The following is a 19,171-nucleotide window of genomic DNA, read 5'->3' on the forward strand; positions in this document are numbered from 1 at the left end:
GTCACATTACCGTTGGTTATTGTGTAGATGACTTTCCTCATTATCAATGTTCTTTCCATAGTATCGCTTGAAACAAATGGAATAGAGAATGCCGTGTAGAAGTGCAATCATTACTGCGCCATAAAACACAATCGGTTGATGGGCAACATTAATATGCACAATCGGAATAGTGTTAAAACGAAAGATATACATATGAAAGGCCATAGCTACGATTGCAAGTAAGATCCCCGCTGCATTATGGTGGATCCGGTGTGACAGCAGGAACCATTTTAAGGTGAAGAAAAAAGGGATAAGCATTAATAAAGAAATAACTACATAAACCATTATCATTTCCTTAAGTTTTTATTTGGAACGTTGATGTAGGCAAATAGATTGAACGCTGTTATAAATACGCAGCATGTTTCAATTATCTATTTAATATGCCTGTTATTTAGCGACGTGAAGTAAGTCTATAACATGGTTCATACATAAATAGTAAACATAGTTATTATTAATATTTTTGATTTAGTTGATAAATTATAGTGTTTTATGAAAAGAATTTTATTCAGATACATGGCCTGAACCCTGTTGAAGAACAGTGTTCAGGCCTGTTGGAATGGATAGATGAATCTGTGGAGGGTGATTTTACTAACTAGAATTGATTATAAGTGTCGGGGTTTGGCCCTATTCGCTTTCCGATATCCAGTTCGGCCATTGCTGTTAAGTCTTCTTTTTCCAGTCTGAAATCAAATACATCAAAATTTTCTTTAATACGGGCAGGTGTAACTGATTTAGGAATGGCAATCATGCCGCATTCAAGATGCCAACGAATCACAATCTGCGCTGGAGTTTTACCATATTTAAGCGCCAGACGTTCAACCAATGAAGAATTAAAAACGCCTTTTCCACCCCGTGATAACGGGCTCCAGGACTCGGTTGTAATATAATGGGTGGCATTCCATGAGTGAAGTTGTCGCTGTTGTAGTAAGGGGTGCAATTCAATTTGGTTGATTACGGGAACCACCCCCGTTTTCTGTATTATTTTTTGTAAATGCTCGATATGAAAATTACATACTCCAATACTGCGAGTCAGGCCAGCTTCTTTCAGTTCAATCAGTTGATTCCATGCATCAACATAATGATCCTGTTCGGGCACCGGCCATTGAATGAGATAGAGATCAACATAATCTAACTGTAGTTTGTCCAGACTTTCTTGTAATGCCGCACGGGCATCCAGGTGGCGATCATTCCAAAGTTTGGTGGTGATGAAAATTTCTTCGCGTGGGATATCAGTTTCCTTTAAGGCTTTTCCCACCCCTTCTTCGTTATGAAAAATTGCTGCTGTATCAATGGAGCGATAACCGACTTCTAATGCGGTATGGATAGACTTAACAACCTGTTCATTACTCGCTTTCCAAACGCCAAGCCCCAATTGTGGCATGTGATTCTCATCAGCGAGTTTAATAATTGTCTGCTGACCCATTATTACCTCCTTTAGGTTTGGAATTTTTTGATCATGGCTGAAACAGAACTGCCATCAAGCTGGTCATCAAAGAGGTGGGCTTTTACGTCCTGACTTTCAAAAAACCGACTAATGGCGTGGATAACTTTATGGGTTCATTTTTCTTTTAAACCCGCCGTAAACCTGCCCAATCCTGAAGTACATCGGCATCCTGGGATGCCATTCAGCATGTTATTTGTTTTTCTTTGCTGTTCCTTTCTTATGACGCCAATACATCAGTACAGAAGCGGATAACCCACTGATCAACAGAATGACAGGTAAAATCACCAAAATGTTCATGACCATATCTTGATGTGCTTTAACGAAAGGGATCTGGTTCAAAATATAGCCAAAACCCACGATAATAATGACCCATAAGAAGCCACTTAACCAGTTAAAAAATTGAAAGCGTTTATTATTTAGGCCAGAAATACCGGCAAATGTTGGCAGAAGAGTGCGAACAAACGCTAAAAAGCGTCCGATAAGTAAGGCAGACAGACCGTGTTTAGAGAATAATACATTGGCACGTTGGCGATATTGCAAGGGAAGTTGAGCCAGCCAGTTTTTGACAATACGGGTATGGCCGAGCCAGCGCCCTTGTAAATAACCCAGCCAACAACCCAGGCTTGCCGCGATAGTGAGCAGAACTACCGTGGGAATGAAACTCATGACACCTTTGGCAATTAAAGCACCGGAAAGCACCAGCAGAGTATCGCCGGGCAAAAAAGCAGCTGGCAGTAGCCCGTTCTCCAACACTAGCGTGATAAAGAGGACGCCATAAATAACCCAGATGACATCGGGATTGGCAAGTTGGTTAAAATCATGATGCCAGAGTGCATGCACGATCTCGCTTAACGTTTCCATTGTTTATCCTGTGACTTTTGCGAGTAAAAATAATTAACAAACAGATCTGCCTCAGTGTACCGCAAAATGATGAGATAAGGGGGGATTTGATTCAGCATCAGGGAAACGTGGCTATCTGCAAATACGCAGTAAAGAGATAGCCACAATTTAAAGGTGAAAGTTAACGAATCGCCAAACGAGCAAAACCGGCTTCCAGATCATCAATCAAATCTTGTGGATTTTCCAACCCGATATGGAGACGGAATAAGGTGCCTGTTTTTTGCGGCGAAGGGTATTGACGTAGTCGTTGCAGCATTTCTGGTTGAATTCCCAAAATCAATGACTCAAAACCTCCCCACGAAAAGGCCATCTTAAAATGACACAGATTATCGAGATAATCTGCAAGTTGTTGAGGTGTAAGCTGGATATTCAGGAGAAAAGAAAATAGCCCACAGGAGCCGGTGAAATCACGCCGAAAAAACTGATGTCCAGGGCAAGAAGGCAGGGCAGGGTGATAAACTTCGGCAATTTCCGGCCGCTGTGCAAGCCATTTGGCAAGTTTGATACTGTTTTCTTCGTGTTGTTTTAAACGAACCGCTAACGTGCGCAGCCCTCGGTTTGCCATATACACTGTGTCGGGATCGGCAATTTGCCCTAGCAGGTAAGATCCTTCCCTAAGCTGATCCCAACATCGTGCATTAGCGACCGCTGTACCCAGCATTCCGTCTGAATGGCCAATAATATATTTGGTTGCGGATTGGATGGAAATATCAATGTCAAACTCCAGTGCCTTAAACAGTACGCCGGCCGCCCATGTATTATCAATGATAATCACAATCTCAGAATTGACTTGTCGAATAGCATGCACAATAGCAGGAATATCTTGCACTTCCATCGTCAGGGAGCCGGGGGATTCAAGAAAGATAACTTTGGTATTAGGTTGAATCAGCGAAGCAATGTTTTCTCCGATCATGGGGTCAAAATAATCGGTGGAAACTCCCATTTTTTTCAAAACATGATGACAAAATTCTTGTGTAGGTTCATAGGCGGTACCTGTCATTAAGACGTGATCACCGGTTGCCACAAATGCCAGAATTGAATGGGTAATAGCTGCCGTACCGGAAGGGTACAGTGCACAGCCGGCGCCGCCTTCCAGCTCAGCCATCGCTGTCTGGAAGGAAAAATGGGTTAATGTGCCACGGCGTCCATAAAATAATTCACCCTTGGCACGGTTTTTCAAGGCTTGCTTTAAATCTTCAACGGTATCGAAAATGACAGATGAAGTGCGTTGAATCAGAGGATTAACGGCACTTTGCGTATATCTTTTTTGTCTCCCCGCACTAACCAATAAGGTTTCTAGTTTTTTTTCTGTCATGGCATCATTCCCCAAGTTATTTCCTGCCTGAATCTAAATAGAATCGCTCAAATAATGATTAGCAAGTTAAAAGATTTGGGGAAGTTTTACCAAAGAGATTCGAGCAACTTGACGAAAATTCAAGGTGAATAGGCTGAGGGTAAATCAGAATCGATTAACGAAGGAACATCATTAAGTGGTACTTTTTTATTAAATAGTAATGATAATTACTATCAAATCGCCAAATGTCTGATATCATTTGTAGCGGACTTTTTCCTCTTTCGAGGTAAGAGGCATGGGATCAGGGTTCAAATGAGACCAACATCTTGCTGAATTCACCTTGCAGTGCCGTTATCAAGCTGCAAGAAGGCGGAGATGTGCAGTCAAAAAGCGAACTATGACTCAGAAAATATTAGGATTAGCAAGATGAGTAAACGTGATTCACTGCTAAGTAACAGAATCTATAAGAAAGAGAGTAAGGCTAACTGATGCGTAATTTGACAGCTTCTATTCTATTGGCACTCGGATTAACAAGTTCAGCATGGGCTGATACAACACCAGCCACACCAGAAAATCAGGCTGCTGCTCAGGTAGCCGCTCCGGTAACACCAGCATCTCCCGCAGCTCCGCAAGCGGCTGAACCAACCACTGACAAGCAGAAAACTGATGCACCATCAACCCCAGATGCGCAACCCGTGGCAACTGAAGAAAACGTTGTGGCACCCATTGAAGAAGTTTCTGGCAACCAGTCTGGTGGTTTTGCAACGGATCTGTCTGTTTGGGGGATGTATCAAAACGCAGATACGGTAGTAAAAACCGTTATGGTGGGCTTGGTGATTGCTTCTGTCATCACATGGGCGCTGTTTTTCTCCAAAGGTACAGAACTCCTAATGGCTCGCCGCCGTTTGTGTAAAGAGCAATTGGCTTTGGCTGACGTTGCCAATCTGGATGCGGCAGTGAAAATTGCCACAGATTTTGGCAATCGCAGCGTCAGTCGTCTGTTGTTGAGTGAAGCACAGTCAGAGCGCGCCCTGTCTGCTGACAGCATTGACAAGGTTGGAACTAAAGAGCGAACTTCGTTCCGTATGGAACGTGCTGTCGCAGCAATTAGCCGCCATATGGGGCGTGGTAACGGTTATCTGGCGACCATTGGTGCAATTTCTCCATTTGTGGGGTTGTTTGGTACTGTTTGGGGGATCATGAATAGCTTTATCGGTATCGCTCAGTCACAAACCACTAACCTGGCCGTTGTTGCACCAGGGATTGCGGAAGCACTGTTAGCGACAGCATTGGGGCTGGTGGCAGCGATCCCGGCGGTAGTAATTTATAACGTCTTTGCCCGCGTTATTTCGTCATACCGTGGTCAGGTGGGTGACATGGCCGCTAAGGCAATCCTGTTGCTGGGGCGTGATCTTGATCTGGCTGAAAGTAAAGCAGAAAAAGCAGAAGCAAGGTAATAAATTATGGCAATACGTCTTAATGAAGATTTGGACGATAACGGCGAACTGCATGAAATTAACGTCACGCCGTTTATTGACGTGATGTTAGTGCTGTTGATTATTTTCATGGTGGCAGCACCATTGGCAACGGTAGATATTAAAGTTGATTTGCCGGCATCAACCGCTAAGCCGCAACCACGACCAGAAAAACCGGTATTCTTGACTGTGAAAGCAGATAAACAGTTATATGTGGGAGATCAGTCGATTGATCGTGATAACTTGTCTGTCGTATTGGATCAAACCACGCAATCCAACAAAGACACGACAATTTTTTTCCAGGCTGATAAAACAGTGGATTATGAAACTCTGATGAGCGTCATGGATTCTCTACGCAAGGCGGGTTATCTCAAAGTGGGATTAGTGGGGATGGAATCAGTTTCCGCGCAATAACTTTTCTTTACTTACCCGAAATATGAACTGCCCGAATCGTTAATCGGGCAGTTTTGGGAAAGCACTAATATTGATTCTTCCAGTCAAAAGGTAATAGTTCACTAAGAGATAAAATCTTTTCTTGGGTGACTTTTACTTCAGCATGAATATTTTCTGGATTTATCTGGCTGATAAACTCGCGGCAACGACCACAGGGAGGAATGATATTACCATGCCGATTGACAGCAATAATCCTGATTATCTGTGTTTCACCCTGCTTTATCATCTCAGCGATGGCACAGTGCTCTGCACAAAATCCCATAGAGCAAGCAGTATCAATATTAATTCCAGTATAAATATGACCAGATTTACTTTGAATAACAGCACCTACATGACCATATTTAATATATTTATTTAATTGAGTTGGGGATATTAGGCGATGTGCCATATGTTCCATTTTGTCAAAAGAAATCACAAATACTCCTTGCTCATGATTAAATGGATTCATAAAATAGTTAGTTCATTCTTTTATATTACGAATAAAATCAATAACTGATTGTGCCATCTCCTTCTCATTATCACCTTCAACCCGAATAATCACTTCCATACCACTTTTTATTCCCATCGACATCACTTTAAACATGCTTTTTAGATTCGCACTTTTATCTCCCCTGATAATTTCAATTTTTCCGGTGTAATTTTTGACAAAATTACAAAGTTGAGCACAAGGTCGCGTATGCAACCCTGAAGGAGCAGTAACAACCACCGAATATTCAATCATAAAAATTACCTGTTTATATATTCTCTATCTTTCACGCTACAATTCGCAATTTGTCAGGTATAGAAATAAGATTAGGATTTTTTTAACGAACCACCACGGGTTTGAATAACATTCTGATACCAGTAAAACGAATCTTTTTTATAGCGGGAGAGATCTTTAATATCTTTATCTGTTCGGTTAACATAGACAAAACCATATCTTTTTTTATAGCCATTGCTGGTGGAAAGCAAATCAATAAAGCTCCACGGGTTATAGGAAATCACTTTAACTCCATAATTCATTGCTCGTTTAATGGCATTAATATGTTGTTGAATATAGTTAATGCGATAATCATCATGAATAGCGCCATCAGATTCCAGCTTATCATCGGCACCAAAGCCATTTTCTGTGATCATCAATGGCTTCTGATAACGGGTATATAAATCACGCAAAAGATATTCCAATCCAATTGGGTCAATTGCCCAATCCCAATCAGTTGTATCAAGATGTGGGTTTTTATGGATTTGATAGAAATCCGGCTGAATCTCGTGCCCATCTATTTGCCCTTTAATGCCTGTTGGATTAAAGCCATCCATGCGTCGTTGGGCACCTTTTGCTGCTGCGGCGGCAGCATGACTGCAATAGTAATTAATAGCCAGAAAATCAGAATAACCTTCTTTAATTAACTCCATATCACCGACTTCGATATGCGGTGCCAGACCATGATTTTTTAGATAAATTAGTGCCGATTGATTATAGTGCCCTTTCAGGTAGATATCTGTGAAATAGTAATTACGTAGCTCATTGGCATTTTGAGCAGCTAAATTATCTTCCGGTTTACTGGTGAGTGGATAAATAGCGGAATATCCCAAGGCAGCGCCGACCAGGCCGTTGGGAACCCATTGATGAACCAATTTGCAGGCGATAGCATGGGCAAGATTCATATGATGATTAATCTGATATTTGATTTGTTCATCATGCAGATAGTGTTCTGGAATCAGACATTTTTTCGTCCAGAATTGTACAATAATACTTTGTTCATTGATGGTTAACCAATATTGAACTTTCTTGCTAAATTCTTTGATCACAAATTCTGCATAATAAGCAAAATCAGTAACACTTTGCCGATTAATCCAGCCGTGATATTTTTCGACTAGCGCCATCGGCATATCATAATGATATAGCGTTGGAATTGGTGTAATTCCATTTTTCAATAATTCATCGATAAGATGATGATAAAATTCTACTCCCTCATTATTCACTTCTCCGACACCATCAGGAAAAATACGCGACCATGCAATAGAAAAACGGTAAGATTTCAAACCAAGCTCTTTCATTAATGCAATATCTTCTTTATAGCGATGGTAATGATCACTGGTTATATGGGTATCGGCAAAACCTGGATTATTATTAATGACATCTTGTTGTGAAAGTTTTTTACCGTATTTTTCCGCAGCACCTTCAACCTGATAAGCACTGGTTGATGCGCCCCAAAGAAAATTCTCTGGGAATAACTCATTATTTTTTATCATAGTGTTTTCCTTTATTGAGTTTTGTGATTGATATTATGAATAAATTCATAAAGGCCAATTATTTCTTTTCGCAGATTAAGCTCACTTCGTATGGTCATTAGTGTATCCTGAGCATGGATAAACAGTAGATCTAAAGAAAAGCTTTCACCTTGAGTCTCTTTTTGAATAATCTCAGTTTGTGCATGATGCGCAGAGAGCATCATTTTCTTGGCTTTCTCCAGATATAAATAGGCATTCTTAAAATCACCAATATGAGCATATTTAATAGCTTCTTCGCTTTTTTCTCTTGCATTACCTGCATTGAGAATAATTTCCAGAGCAACGGGGGTTAAGATATTGTCCTCACGATTCATTTTTAAACTTCCTGATGAAATTAAATAATTCAATCTTGCCTACTTGTACTAGCATTTTCTTCCTCAATACGTTTTTTTTCATAAACCTTAAAGAAGGGATACCAGGTGATAAGGAAAACAGCCATAAGTACCAGATAGCAAATAATAGCTCGCCAGTCTTCCGTAATGATGACACTGGAAAATGGAGCCGGTATCTGACCAACTTGAATCATTTTCGAAGGTATATTCAGCCAATCTGAGCGCATGAAAATCCATACGATAATTGGACTGGTAATTGCATTGATCCACATTGGCAGCATTAAGAGTGGATTAAGGACAATTGGCGTACCAAATACCAATGGTTCGTTAATATTGAAAAAAGAAGGGCCGATACAGATATAGCCTGTTGTTTTTAGTTCTCTTGATTTTGAAAACAGCATTAAAAGATTCAAGGCAAGTGTTGCGCCTGTTCCTCCCATGGTGATTAAAGCGGCGGTAAATAAGGTTTCGTAAGTCACGATATGAGTGGCTGGCTGACCAGCCGCGACTAGCGCAATATTGGTCGTGATCCCAAGCATGAAGATTGGCATTTGTAGGCCTGTAAATGTCCAGACGGAAATGCCCATAGACATGGCTATCGCAGGAATTAGCGCCATGAGAATAAAGCCGGGCAAGGTTTGCCCGAACGCAGCAATGGGAGAAAAGAGCGATAACAGTTTGGAAAAAACATCAATATCAAAAGTGAAGACTAATAATGTTCCGCAGCCAATGGAAATCAATATGGGAATAATCGCATGTATCCAACCGACAACGAAATCAGGTAAAGAACTCTCTTTCAAGAATCCTAACTTGGTATATAAATGAAAGAGATAAGAAACAAACAGACCGGTGACAATACCTAATAATATTCCCGCTGGGCCAAAGCGATCAAAACTGACGAGCATATTGCCATCGGTAAATTCTGGCTTAATGAACATCATGTAAACACAAATAGAAGTGAGTCCGGCAATAAGCGTATAACGAAAGTGATACAGCTTCTCCATCATTTGATTTGCAATCATAAAAGCCGTAATTAAACCGAGCATTCCAAAAGAATAACTGGCAATCTTGCCAAGATCGGGCAAAAACAAAAAATAAGAACGAAATACGTTATAAAAAAAGATAAGTGAACCTGCTAAGATAAAAGGGATATTTTTTTGCATTGCCCCAGAAATTGCGGCTACCCAAGGCCGTTTGGTAAAATTTTGCATAGCAGGTGCAAATGAGTCAGATAACCAAGACATAAATGCTTGCATTTTGTATCTCTCTTTAATTTTTCCTCTAAAATTCCCTGGTGAAATTTAATTTAAATAATTAAGTTAGTTTTTTAGGGTATTTATGGCTAAATCAAGTAATGCTTTACCATCTAATCTTCCATAGATTTCTTGTGGTACAACCATGACTGGAATATGATAACGGTCGGCATTTTTCTGAAACTCTTTTTGCTGTGAAGCATAGTGTGGCCCAAGGAATAAAATATCGATTACAGAAAAATACTCTGCAACCTCACTTTCACTTCTGGCTTCAACAGTGACAGAGATGGTTTTATCTTTTGCTGCATTGCGGGTTCTGGTTGCCAGCATTCCGCTAGAAATACCTGCCCCGCAGCATAACATAATAAATATCTTTTTCATGTAAACCTCTTGTTATTGAGTCGTTCATTGATTGCTATTTTTTATGTGGAGACACTGTCTACCATTTTTCTTGCATATTCAAATTAATATTTGCACCCATAGAGGGCAGGTTTTTATTTTTAAATGAAAATATTAACAGTAATATGAAATCATTATTTTTAATTTTATGGGTGTTATTATGCTAAGAATTAAACTGAAAGATTTATTAGATTACCTATTAACTCAGAAGTCCCCCGTTTCAGCATTAAAATTATCTCAAGTATTGGCAGTATCAATAAGATCTGTGAAAAATTATGTTGCAGAGATTAATGGGTTACATGAACAAAAAATCATTATTTCCAGTCGGCAGGGATATTTATTGTCACAAAAGTTATTATCACAAAATATAATAAAGCAGTTAAATTTCCATGAAAACAGTTTGCCCAAGACGTATCAAGAAAGAGCCCACTTTATTATTAAAGCGATCTTATTATTTAAGAGAAGCAGTAATATATATGATCTCAGCAATGATTTATGTATAAGCGATTCTACTTTAAAGACATTAATATATAAGATGAATACATCATTCCAACGCTTCAACGTCAAGTTTTTATGTAAAAACAGCTATATTGAAATATTAGGCACCGAACATGATTTAAGAAAATTAGTTTCTTACACAATATTTGAACAAACAAGCTATCGTTTTATTGACTCCAAAGTATTGGAGAAAATATTTGAGAAAAAACAAGTTAAAGATGTTATTGAAATAATGACTAACGTTTTTGATAAATGGGAATTGTATCTTAGTGATTTTTCATATGCTAATCTTATTTTACACTTTCTGATTCTGATAGAACGCTTGAAAAAGGGCAGATATCTGGAAAATCAGGCATTACCTCTAGAAAATAGTGATCTAAAATTTATCTCAAATGAGTTATGCGATAAACTGCAACTTTGTTTTGGGATTATTATTCCTGAAAGTGAAAGAAGATCTTGCTATCTTTTTTTGAAAACCAATACAAACTTTAATAAGATAGATAATGAAGTCATTGATTTAGTTGGCGCTAAACTCTATCAATTTACTCGACAATTAACTGATGCCGTGCAAGAAAATTATCTGATTGATTTAGCCTCCGAAGATTTTATTTCTTTATTGTCCTTACATTTGTCAGGGTTACAAACAAGGCTGAAACATAGAATATATACCAAAAACCCCATGTTGGAAATAATCAAAAAGGAATGCAGAATTGTTTTTGATATTGCTATTTTCATTTCCTTGCGGTTAAACAGGTATTTCAATAATAAATTGAATGAAGATGAAATTTCTTTCATTGCATTACATGTTGGGGCGGAGTTTGAACGGCAAAAAAGAAATATTACTAAAATTAAAACGGTACTACTGTGCCCGAGTTATCGTGGAATTGAAAATAAAATTTACCATCAACTATTACGTGATTTTGGTGATGAAATAAATCTTATAAAAGTTATTTCTCAGCCTGCTGAATTGGAAGGCATGGAGTTTGAATTATTGATTACGACAATAAATTTTTCTCCAGAACGATATTATGAAACTGTTTATATTTCACCTTTCCATTTAAGAGATAAACATTCTGAATTGATGGAAAAAATTGACACAGCCAATGCGAACCGGAAAAGGGCAAGGTTAATCCGAAATATTGATTTATTCTTTGATCCCGAACTTTTTCTTTTTAATCCCAATCTTCGCAATCGTGATGAACTTATCGAAATAGTTTGCCAGAAAATGTTGGCGAAGGGCTATGTTGAAGCTGATTTCATCAACTATGTGTATGAGCGTGAGCATGCATCTTCGACAGCTTTTGGCATTTTAGCGTTACCTCATTCGATCAAGCTGGATGCGGTGAAAACCTGTATCACGGTAGTCATAAGCCCAAAAGGCATACGTTGGGGAAAAGAGGAGCGAGTGCATGTGGTGTTTTTGAGTGCAATAAATCGGGTAGACAGGACATGTTTTGCTGAGAGTTATGATGCGTTGTTGGATATCTTTAATCACGACAGTGTTATTGGTGCACTTGGTAAAATCACTGACTTCGAAAGGTTTCGGGATATCTTAATTAAATATCAACATCATTAAATAACTTCATTACCAACAGGGTGAGAATTTAGTTCTTTGCCCTGTTTATGAACTGTTTAAGAGCAGGGTTTTAATGTTGTCAGGGTGCGAGCATACTTTTTTGGTTGATATTATTTTCCTCGTTGTCAGTGCCATTATAGCGGGAGCTGAAGGTTGGCAAGACATTGAGACTTATGGCCAAGCCAAAATTAAGTGGTTAAAAGAATATCGGACTTTTTCTCATGGAATACCCTGTCGACATACCATTGCAAGAATACTGCGGGCTATTGAGTTGGATTCTTTACTGGAAGCGTTACTGAATTGGGTTAATGAACAACGTGAGTTGGGCGGTAAATCCGTCATCGCCTTTGATGGCAAAGTCCTGAGACGGGCCTACCGGAATGAAAAGAAAAATGCTATCCAGCTGGTCACGGCGTATGACACCGAACAAGGATTAGTGTTGAGCCAGAAAGCCACCGCTACAAAAAACGGGGAAATCCATGTTGTTCGTCAAATGCTGGATATCCTTAATCTGAAGGGCAGTATTGTGACACTGGATGCCCTGCATTGTCAGCGTGAAACACGGGAAAAAATCAGTGAAAAGAAAGCGCATGTCGTTGTTCAGGTGAAGAAAAATCAGCCTAAGTTATGGGCTGCTGTCCAGTCACAATTTCAATCGGTGTTTGATGCAGGTAAAGAACAGATTGTCACTGAAGTTAAGCAAGAAGCGCATGGACGTAGGGAAGAGCGCTATGTGTTCCAGCTCAAACCTCAATTTACGCCTGAAATGGCAGAAAAATGGCCAACCATTCGCAGTATCATTGCGGTCGAACGGCATCGGTCAGAAAACGGCAAAGGCACAGTAGATACGTCCTACTATATCAGTTCACTGCCTCCCCGGCACAAGTTATTAGGACACGACATTCGCCAGCATTGGCGGATTGAGAATAGCCTGCATGATATCCTTGATGTGGTTTTTAAAGAGGATTATTCAGGCATTGTTCTGGATGGAGCCATTGAAAATTTAGCGTTATTCCGGCGCATCGTATTGAATATGGTAAAACAATGTGACTGTGGTGCTCCCAGCCAACGAAATAAACTCAAAAAAGCAGGCTGGAGTGATGATTATCGTGCACAAGTGTTCTTTGGATAGATGTCAATCAAAGTATGCTCGCATATTGATCACCATTTCATCAATTATATTTATAAATAATCACAGAATGATAAGTTGCACACAATATTTTACGGATTTAACTGTTAATTTCTTTAATGCGGGAAAATACTGTGATTGGGTATCCTTTTTCCTGAGAAGGATACCCTCAGGAACGACCCGATTATCATCCCAGAAAAAGCAAAGGAAAGGAAATGTCTTATATTCAATCTCATTTGGCGGGGCAAGTTTGGTTTTCACTCGGAGACAGCATAACAGAAAGAGGATGGTATCAACCCATCGTGACTGAAATATTAGGCCTAAGAGAATTTGTTAATTACGGTATTGGAGGAACATGTATAGCTCAAAAAGATAAACATGATAGTTCTGCTATGTGTTTAAGATATAAAGAAATGGGAAATAATCCAGATATCATTACCATATGGGGAGGGGTTAACGATTTTGGCTATGATTTTGGTTCTCATGGGGGGATAGAAATAGGTGACAGTAAGGATAAAACCCCATTAACATTTATTGGCGCTATGAATTTATTGCTGGCAGGAGTGACAAAGCAATACCCATTATCAAGGATAGGGTTCATCATAACAACACCTCTCTCAATAAAAAGAGGAATGCACGAAAGAAATTTGAAAGGATACTATTTGTCTGATTATTGCAATGTTTGCAGAGCAGTATGCGAAAGATATTCCATCCCGTATCTGGATTTATTGAAAAACTCCGGTTTTAATGAAGGAAATATAGATATCATGACGAGCAATAGCTCAGGTACTGTGTCCGATGGACTGCATCCATCAAAAATAGGTATGGCAAAAATAGCGCCTAAAATTGCAAACTTCATGTTATCAATTTAAGAGGGATTTTGAATGAGAGTGCTGACCATAGATTTATTAAAAATAATGTCTATATTTTTCGTTGTCGTATCTCACGTTACATTGTTTTTCTTATTACGTTATGATAATGACGTGATTTTGTATTTATACAGGCAAGCAGGCCAGTTGGGTGTTTCGTTATTCTTTATGTGCAGTGGTTATTTTTTGCTAAATAACAATCATGAAAACCAAACAGCTTATGCAATTAATAAAGTAAAGAGAATTTTACTTGTATTATCGTTTTGGTTAGTCTTTTATTATTGTTATGATAATTTCTTTATTAGTAAATTCACAACAATTCCTTCCGTCAATTTTTTTAATTACGTTAACGTTAGTCGGATTATATCCGATGCCACTCATTTATGGTTTGTATTTGCAATAATTGCTCTTTATATACTAACTCCATTAATACGGAGTTCATTTAATTTAGTGAATGCCAGGGGGGTGATAAAGATAATCATCATCATGTTCATTATTTCTAACTTTACCTTACTTAATGCATTGACAGATTATAAATATAACTTTTCCATTGTGCCCTTTAATATTTTACTCCCATTCCAGGTTCAAGGGCTTCTCAGTTTTCTGATTGGAGGATATATAGGGCTTACGAACCCTAAAATACAATCCTTTTCCTTTAACCACATGATTCTGTTGGTGTTATCCATTATCTCATTGATAATTTTGTCATTTATATCAGTCAGGACAGGAATGGCCTTCTTTTATGGGAAGTTTTATAATGTCTTTCTTCAGGTCTCTTCCGTGTGCTTATTTTTATTCTTGATTAATTTAAATGTAAGTAAACTATCAGGCGTAACAGAAGATATAAGCAAAAATATATTGGGAATATATCTCGTTCATAATATTTTTGTTGTTGAGATACACAATGATTTTATCCATGAGTTCTTGTTAAGAAAATTTCATCACGTAAATATATATGTTTATATAATAGTGTATTCGCTACTGGCTTTTGCCTTATCATATATGCTGTGTATTTTATTACGAAAATTTAAGATAACTTCGTCAATCATCACTATTTAATGTTATAGATTGAGGATGTCGAGTAAAAGGACTACTGTGATCAAGATCAGGGAATAGCATTAGGATCTTTCGCTCTCGCTTTGTTGGCATCAACGGCAATAGGCGGGAGTTCTCTATCTTATGGAAAATATGGTGTAGTTATTGGTGGAAATTCACAGGTTGCTGTTGGTGCTATCAGGCTGTTGCGGTGGGATATTAAGCTTCCGCAAACGGAAAGAATTCGATTGCGTTAGGCGATAATTCAGTTGCAAATGAGGATAATGTTGTATCAATCGGAAATGATGGCCGTGGTTATGGCTATGGTGGTTCGAAGAAACTACGGAAGCTAATTAATCTTGATGACGGTAACATTTCGGATGACTCAAAAGAGGCGATCAATGGTTCTCAATTGAAGAAGGTGCAGGATACTATAGAAGCTGACAAAAAAGCTATTGAGGATTAGTGAATCAGCTTAATCTGGCAAGTCAGATGGTACAGGAGCACGCAGAGACTATTATCTCTCTCACAGAGAGAGTTAGTGCGTTGGAAAAAAGAGTGCAATCCATCGGTAGCTAATTTGGCCGGATTGATTTATTTCAACCCGATGGTGTTGGTAATATACAGGTGTAAATATAGAATGGTGATAGGGTTGTGCAATATATTAAAATGGTTCTTTTGATAAATAAAAGGCTGGGAAACTATTTCTCAGCCTTAATGATAATAAATATTAATTACACTCAAGCAAAGTAATCGCTGTGGTAATACGGGGCATTATATCTGTTTCTGGTAATGGTGGAAGAATACCCAGTGCCATTTTCCTGAGCGGCTCTGCAATAACCATCGAGATAACAAGTTCACTGATAATAGGAAAATTCATTTTTTTCAGTAATCCTTGCTGATATTGGCGTTCAAGCCAATTTGCTAATATATTTCTGCTTATTTCAATTCCACCTTGCTGATATTTGTTCAATAATATTTCACGATAAGGAAAATCAGATTGTAATAATTTAAATAATCCTACCGATTCTACAGATAAGGATTTCTCTGCTATTTCAGTTAAAAATATTTTTAATAATTCCATCAATTGCTGAAAATTATTGGCGTCTTTTTTAAAGGTGGGAATAAAGCTCTCTTCCCACCCCATAACAATTTGTTCAAGTAAATCTTCTCGATTCTTGACAAACCGATAGAGCGTTTTTTTGGCAATACCGGTTTTTTGGGCCACCACATCCATGGTTGTTTTGTTATAGCCTTGATTAATAAGCAGTAGAAAGGTAACGTCGTGAATTTTTTGGCGTATTGCTTGCTCTGGAATTGTCGGGCGGCCTCGTGGACGTGGATGATTTTCTGCCATTTTAGCACCTTTAAGTTGTGAGTATTTGTACCACACTGGCGTGATCCCATTACTGAACAGACTGATACAGAACTCGCAGGTGCTTGTCAACTCTATCAAAACATGATTATTACCCTAATCCATTAGGGGATTTGCGTCCATTCTCTCTTTGGTGATCACCACCGGTTCTCCGGTGCAGGCGACTTCCTGAACAATTCTGGATAGGTTGGTTTCTGCATTGTAGATGTTAATTTGTTCCATAACATCACTTATTGATGTTTTGATGTACACAATTTTAGGATGTTTATTTTTATTAGTCTGGACAAGTTGATCAGGCCTATATCGCCAAAATACGTTCTCCATGCTCGAATCATAGCATTTCTTATTACTCATCCATTATTTATAACTTACTGTTTTTAATAAGCTATTATCATAATTGATGTTGTTGAATTATAGGGCATATTTCTATGATGTGACGTTCATCACAAGATGGCATTTTTTGCTAATTTTTGTTAGCAAAAGGTTTGTTTAGGTCTTAGTATCGTCATTGCTTGTTACAAATTTAACATTAAATTAACCAAAACAAGTAAAATACTCAGTCCACCTGATTATTGACTATTCCAGAGCAAGTTATTCTTGGGATATGCATATTTTGGCGGTGGCTCAATAATAACAAGACTAATGAGGATAATGATAATGATAAAACGCAAGGCACTCGCAATGACAATTCCGGTACTTCTCATTACGGGGGGAGCAAATGCTGCTGAAATTTATAATAAAGAGGGTAATAAAATAGATTTATACGGAAAGGCCGATGTTCAAAGAACATTCTCCAAATCAGATAAACAGTCTGGTGATGGTTCTGTCGGCCGTATCGGTATTAAAGGTTCAACCCAAATTACGGATACCCTAACTGGCTTCGGGCGCTGGGAATTCAATATGGGTGCCAATGGTACAGAAGTGGAAAGTGGAGCAAACACCAGAACTCGTTTGGCTTTCGCTGGGCTGAAATTTGGCGAATATGGTTCGCTGGATTATGGGCGCAATTATGGTGTGGTTTATGATGCCAACTCATGGACAGATGTATTGCCAGTATTTGGTGGTGATTCTATGGCCGCAACCGATAATTTCCTGATGGGGCGTTCAACAGGGTTATTAACTTACCGTAACACTGACTTTTTTGGGTTGGTGAATGGCCTGAATTTTGCCTTGCAGTATCAGGCTAAAAATGATGACGGCACTAAAAATAGCCGTAGCGATGTTGCAAGACAGAATGGTGATGGTTTTGGCCTTTCCAGCACCTATGATTTTGGCAATGGCTTCAATATTGGGGCGTCATACGGTAACTCTAACCGTACTTCGGCACAGAAAGTGGGTTCTGATACAGCTAAGGTTCTGGCAAAAGGGAATAAAGCCGAAACATGGATTGTTTCTGCTAAGTATGACAAAGATAATGTCTATCTGGCGGCTATGTATGGTGAGGCCCGTAACTTAACCAGATTTGGCAGTTCCGTGGATAGTTACACAATGTTTGCCAATAAAACCCAAAACATTGAGCTGACGGCTCAGTATCAGTTTGATTTTGGTTTGCGTCCCTCTGTCGCGTTTGTTTATTCCAAAGGTAAAGATCTGGGTAATGACTTGGTTGGCAAGAGCATACTGACAGACAAGGGATCTGAAGATTTAGTGAAATATATTTCAGTCGGTGCCTTCTATAATTTCAACAAAAATATGGGTACGTATGCTGAATATCAGTTCAACTTATTGAAAGACAATGATTTCACCAAGAAAGCGCAGATCAGCACTGACGACGTCTTTGGTGTTGGTTTAGTGTATCGCTTCTAATTATATTATATCGAGCTGCCTCAATGGATTTGAGGCAGTTCACTTGTGATTACCTTTCGGCTTCGCCGCCGAGTGCATCAATCGTATTTTTGATTAGCGCACTGAGTTCCCCTGTTATTAAGGTAAAATCAGCATCGAATCGTTGGGCAACATCTTCACGATCAATATCATCATTTTGTTCACGTAAAGTTTCGCTGAATTTAATGCGCTTGAAAGTACCATCGTCTGACAGCATAAACTGAATACGTTCTTCCCAATCTAAGGCCAACTTAGTGACATATTTGCCCGATTCAATATGCGCCGCAATTTCGTCTGAAACCAAATCCTGTTTCTTACAGCGGATCACTCCACCTTCTTCCAGAATGGCTTTGAGCTCGGCTTCATCCATCAGAGCATAACCGGTAGGAAGATCACCGGAACGTACCCATTCGGTTAGCGTCAGTTCAATGGGGTTAGTGAAAGTAAGAGGAACAACAGGCAATGATCCCAATGTTTTTCTCAGTAGTGCCAGATTATCTTCTGCCCGTTTTGCGCTGGCGGCATCAACGATGATCAAATGGTTGACGGTATCGATCCAAATATAGGTTTGGCTGAAACGGCTGAATGCTCTTGGCAGCAGTGTATGAATGACTTCATCTTTTAGTGAATCTTTCTCTGTCTTTTTCAGTTTGCGATGTTGTTCACCTTCCAGACGGGCTATTTTGGTCTGTAATTCCTGCTTAATTACCGGAGAAGGTAACATTTTTTCTTCTTTGCGTGCGCAGATCAGAATTTGATTGCCGGAAGCATGGGTTAATGCTTCACCGTGGGAACCCATTGGCGAAACCCAGCCAGTTTTCATCATATCCTGGCTGCCGCATGGGGTGAATGCCAATGGGCTTAATTGTTTTTCCAGTTCATCCGCCGAAAGGGAAATCTCTCGGTTTAAACGGTAAATCATTAAATTTTTGAACCATAACATGCAGTTACCCCATATTGTTGCGCATCGTGACAAAGGTCATCTTAAAACATAAGGGAGCATGA

Annotated in this window: 19 protein-coding genes and 2 pseudogenes; 8 read left to right on the forward strand and 13 right to left on the reverse strand. The window is 39.0% G+C overall.

What is annotated here, in order from left to right:
- Positions 1–6: 6 nt before the first annotated feature.
- The 4 genes from ACE1SE_RS03135 to metC form a co-directional block, all read right to left on the reverse strand.
- Positions 7–324: a hypothetical protein gene (locus ACE1SE_RS03135; RefSeq protein ID WP_374052608.1), complete on the reverse strand. Its 318-nt coding sequence runs from the start codon at positions 322–324 to the stop codon at positions 7–9.
- A 307-nt stretch (positions 325–631) separates the two neighbouring features.
- A complete protein-coding gene (dkgA, locus tag ACE1SE_RS03140) occupies positions 632–1,462 on the reverse strand; it encodes a 2,5-didehydrogluconate reductase DkgA (RefSeq protein WP_374052609.1) in 831 nt (276 codons plus the stop codon).
- Positions 1,463–1,672: 210 nt separating this feature from the next.
- A complete protein-coding gene (locus tag ACE1SE_RS03145) occupies positions 1,673–2,344 on the reverse strand; it encodes a DedA family protein (protein WP_374052610.1) in 672 nt (223 codons plus the stop codon).
- A 160-nt stretch (positions 2,345–2,504) separates the two neighbouring features.
- Positions 2,505–3,698 carry a cystathionine beta-lyase gene (gene metC / locus ACE1SE_RS03150; RefSeq protein WP_374052611.1) on the reverse strand — a complete coding sequence of 398 codons (1,194 nt, stop codon included), beginning with the start codon at positions 3,696–3,698 and terminating at the stop codon, positions 2,505–2,507.
- A gap of 467 nt (positions 3,699–4,165) precedes the next feature.
- Between metC and exbB the strand changes: the two genes are divergently transcribed.
- Both exbB and exbD read left to right on the forward strand, forming a co-directional pair.
- Positions 4,166–5,134: a tonB-system energizer ExbB gene (gene exbB / locus ACE1SE_RS03155; protein WP_374052612.1), complete on the forward strand. Its 969-nt coding sequence runs from the start codon at positions 4,166–4,168 to the stop codon at positions 5,132–5,134.
- 6 nt (positions 5,135–5,140) lie between these two features.
- The gene (exbD, locus tag ACE1SE_RS03160; protein WP_374052613.1) at positions 5,141–5,566 is read left to right on the forward strand and encodes a TonB system transport protein ExbD; all 426 of its coding nucleotides are present in this window, start codon (positions 5,141–5,143) and stop codon (positions 5,564–5,566) included.
- A 64-nt stretch (positions 5,567–5,630) separates the two neighbouring features.
- On the opposite strand, the gene ACE1SE_RS03165 is transcribed toward exbD, so the two are convergent.
- From ACE1SE_RS03165 to ACE1SE_RS03190, 6 genes are all read right to left on the reverse strand, one after another.
- Positions 5,631–6,053, reverse strand: coding sequence for a cytidine deaminase family protein (locus ACE1SE_RS03165; RefSeq protein ID WP_374052614.1), 423 nt, complete (start codon positions 6,051–6,053; stop codon positions 5,631–5,633).
- A 12-nt stretch (positions 6,054–6,065) separates the two neighbouring features.
- On the reverse strand, positions 6,066–6,326 hold the full coding sequence (locus ACE1SE_RS03170; RefSeq protein ID WP_187652184.1) for an HPr family phosphocarrier protein: 261 nt from the start codon (positions 6,324–6,326) through the stop codon (positions 6,066–6,068).
- A gap of 71 nt (positions 6,327–6,397) precedes the next feature.
- Positions 6,398–7,837: a glycoside hydrolase family 1 protein gene (locus ACE1SE_RS03175; protein WP_374052615.1), complete on the reverse strand. Its 1,440-nt coding sequence runs from the start codon at positions 7,835–7,837 to the stop codon at positions 6,398–6,400.
- Between the two features lie 11 nt (positions 7,838–7,848).
- Positions 7,849–8,190 carry a PTS sugar transporter subunit IIA gene (locus ACE1SE_RS03180; RefSeq protein ID WP_374052616.1) on the reverse strand — a complete coding sequence of 114 codons (342 nt, stop codon included), beginning with the start codon at positions 8,188–8,190 and terminating at the stop codon, positions 7,849–7,851.
- A 29-nt stretch (positions 8,191–8,219) separates the two neighbouring features.
- A complete protein-coding gene (locus ACE1SE_RS03185; RefSeq protein WP_374052617.1) occupies positions 8,220–9,464 on the reverse strand; it encodes a PTS transporter subunit EIIC in 1,245 nt (414 codons plus the stop codon).
- Between the two features lie 63 nt (positions 9,465–9,527).
- The gene (locus tag ACE1SE_RS03190) at positions 9,528–9,842 is read right to left on the reverse strand and encodes a PTS sugar transporter subunit IIB (protein ID WP_374052618.1); all 315 of its coding nucleotides are present in this window, start codon (positions 9,840–9,842) and stop codon (positions 9,528–9,530) included.
- A 178-nt stretch (positions 9,843–10,020) separates the two neighbouring features.
- On the opposite strand from ACE1SE_RS03190, the gene ACE1SE_RS03195 reads away from it, so the two are divergent.
- The 5 genes and pseudogenes from ACE1SE_RS03195 to ACE1SE_RS03215 all read left to right on the forward strand — a co-directional run.
- Complete coding sequence (locus ACE1SE_RS03195) at positions 10,021–11,934, forward strand: BglG family transcription antiterminator (protein ID WP_374052619.1); 1,914 nt, start codon at positions 10,021–10,023, stop codon at positions 11,932–11,934.
- A gap of 100 nt (positions 11,935–12,034) precedes the next feature.
- Positions 12,035–13,066 (forward strand): annotated as a pseudogene (locus ACE1SE_RS03200) (ISAs1 family transposase); the annotation flags it as partial.
- Between the two features lie 212 nt (positions 13,067–13,278).
- Positions 13,279–13,935: an SGNH/GDSL hydrolase family protein gene (locus tag ACE1SE_RS03205; protein ID WP_374052620.1), complete on the forward strand. Its 657-nt coding sequence runs from the start codon at positions 13,279–13,281 to the stop codon at positions 13,933–13,935.
- A gap of 12 nt (positions 13,936–13,947) precedes the next feature.
- Positions 13,948–14,991 (forward strand): acyltransferase, encoded by a 1,044-nt coding sequence (locus ACE1SE_RS03210; protein ID WP_374052621.1) that lies wholly within the window; start codon positions 13,948–13,950, stop codon positions 14,989–14,991.
- 214 nt (positions 14,992–15,205) lie between these two features.
- Positions 15,206–15,433, forward strand: a pseudogene (locus ACE1SE_RS03215) (hypothetical protein); the annotation flags it as partial.
- A 264-nt stretch (positions 15,434–15,697) separates the two neighbouring features.
- On the opposite strand, the gene ACE1SE_RS03220 reads toward ACE1SE_RS03215, so the two are convergent.
- Both ACE1SE_RS03220 and ACE1SE_RS03225 read right to left on the reverse strand, forming a co-directional pair.
- Positions 15,698–16,324, reverse strand: a complete 627-nt coding sequence (locus tag ACE1SE_RS03220; RefSeq protein ID WP_374052622.1) for a TetR/AcrR family transcriptional regulator — start codon at positions 16,322–16,324, stop codon at positions 15,698–15,700.
- 114 nt (positions 16,325–16,438) lie between these two features.
- Positions 16,439–16,666, reverse strand: coding sequence for a type II toxin-antitoxin system Phd/YefM family antitoxin (locus tag ACE1SE_RS03225; protein ID WP_374052623.1), 228 nt, complete (start codon positions 16,664–16,666; stop codon positions 16,439–16,441).
- A gap of 333 nt (positions 16,667–16,999) precedes the next feature.
- Between ACE1SE_RS03225 and ACE1SE_RS03230 the strand changes: the two genes are divergently transcribed.
- A complete protein-coding gene (locus tag ACE1SE_RS03230; RefSeq protein WP_374052624.1) occupies positions 17,000–18,148 on the forward strand; it encodes a porin in 1,149 nt (382 codons plus the stop codon).
- A 49-nt stretch (positions 18,149–18,197) separates the two neighbouring features.
- Here ACE1SE_RS03230 and rdgC read toward each other — a convergent pair whose 3' ends face one another.
- A complete protein-coding gene (gene rdgC / locus ACE1SE_RS03235; RefSeq protein ID WP_374052625.1) occupies positions 18,198–19,109 on the reverse strand; it encodes a recombination-associated protein RdgC in 912 nt (303 codons plus the stop codon).
- Positions 19,110–19,171: the final 62 nt, after the last annotated feature.

Origin of the sequence: Xenorhabdus taiwanensis (assembly GCF_036512875.1) — a bacterium.
In the GTDB taxonomy this organism is placed as follows: domain Bacteria; phylum Pseudomonadota; class Gammaproteobacteria; order Enterobacterales; family Enterobacteriaceae; genus Xenorhabdus; species Xenorhabdus taiwanensis.

What these genes read in the sequence shown, in the direction of transcription:
- ACE1SE_RS03205 (WP_374052620.1), top strand. Translation starts at nt 13,279, where the DNA reads ATGTCTTATATTCAATCTCATTTGGCGGGGCAAGTTTGGTTTTCACTC.
- ACE1SE_RS03190 (WP_374052618.1), bottom strand. Translation starts at nt 9,842, where the DNA reads ATGAAAAAGATATTTATTATGTTATGCTGCGGGGCAGGTATTTCTAGC.
- ACE1SE_RS03210 (WP_374052621.1), top strand. Translation starts at nt 13,948, where the DNA reads ATGAGAGTGCTGACCATAGATTTATTAAAAATAATGTCTATATTTTTC.
- ACE1SE_RS03220 (WP_374052622.1), bottom strand. Translation starts at nt 16,324, where the DNA reads ATGGCAGAAAATCATCCACGTCCACGAGGCCGCCCGACAATTCCAGAG.
- ACE1SE_RS03180 (WP_374052616.1), bottom strand. Translation starts at nt 8,190, where the DNA reads ATGAATCGTGAGGACAATATCTTAACCCCCGTTGCTCTGGAAATTATT.
- ACE1SE_RS03170 (WP_187652184.1), bottom strand. Translation starts at nt 6,326, where the DNA reads ATGATTGAATATTCGGTGGTTGTTACTGCTCCTTCAGGGTTGCATACG.
- ACE1SE_RS03230 (WP_374052624.1), top strand. Translation starts at nt 17,000, where the DNA reads ATGATAAAACGCAAGGCACTCGCAATGACAATTCCGGTACTTCTCATT.
- metC (WP_374052611.1), bottom strand. Translation starts at nt 3,698, where the DNA reads ATGACAGAAAAAAAACTAGAAACCTTATTGGTTAGTGCGGGGAGACAA.
- ACE1SE_RS03135 (WP_374052608.1), bottom strand. Translation starts at nt 324, where the DNA reads ATGGTTTATGTAGTTATTTCTTTATTAATGCTTATCCCTTTTTTCTTC.
- ACE1SE_RS03195 (WP_374052619.1), top strand. Translation starts at nt 10,021, where the DNA reads ATGCTAAGAATTAAACTGAAAGATTTATTAGATTACCTATTAACTCAG.
- ACE1SE_RS03225 (WP_374052623.1), bottom strand. Translation starts at nt 16,666, where the DNA reads ATGGAGAACGTATTTTGGCGATATAGGCCTGATCAACTTGTCCAGACT.
- ACE1SE_RS03165 (WP_374052614.1), bottom strand. Translation starts at nt 6,053, where the DNA reads ATGAATCCATTTAATCATGAGCAAGGAGTATTTGTGATTTCTTTTGAC.
- exbB (WP_374052612.1), top strand. Translation starts at nt 4,166, where the DNA reads ATGCGTAATTTGACAGCTTCTATTCTATTGGCACTCGGATTAACAAGT.
- ACE1SE_RS03145 (WP_374052610.1), bottom strand. Translation starts at nt 2,344, where the DNA reads ATGGAAACGTTAAGCGAGATCGTGCATGCACTCTGGCATCATGATTTT.
- ACE1SE_RS03185 (WP_374052617.1), bottom strand. Translation starts at nt 9,464, where the DNA reads ATGCAAGCATTTATGTCTTGGTTATCTGACTCATTTGCACCTGCTATG.
- dkgA (WP_374052609.1), bottom strand. Translation starts at nt 1,462, where the DNA reads ATGGGTCAGCAGACAATTATTAAACTCGCTGATGAGAATCACATGCCA.
- ACE1SE_RS03175 (WP_374052615.1), bottom strand. Translation starts at nt 7,837, where the DNA reads ATGATAAAAAATAATGAGTTATTCCCAGAGAATTTTCTTTGGGGCGCA.
- rdgC (WP_374052625.1), bottom strand. Translation starts at nt 19,109, where the DNA reads ATGTTATGGTTCAAAAATTTAATGATTTACCGTTTAAACCGAGAGATT.
- exbD (WP_374052613.1), top strand. Translation starts at nt 5,141, where the DNA reads ATGGCAATACGTCTTAATGAAGATTTGGACGATAACGGCGAACTGCAT.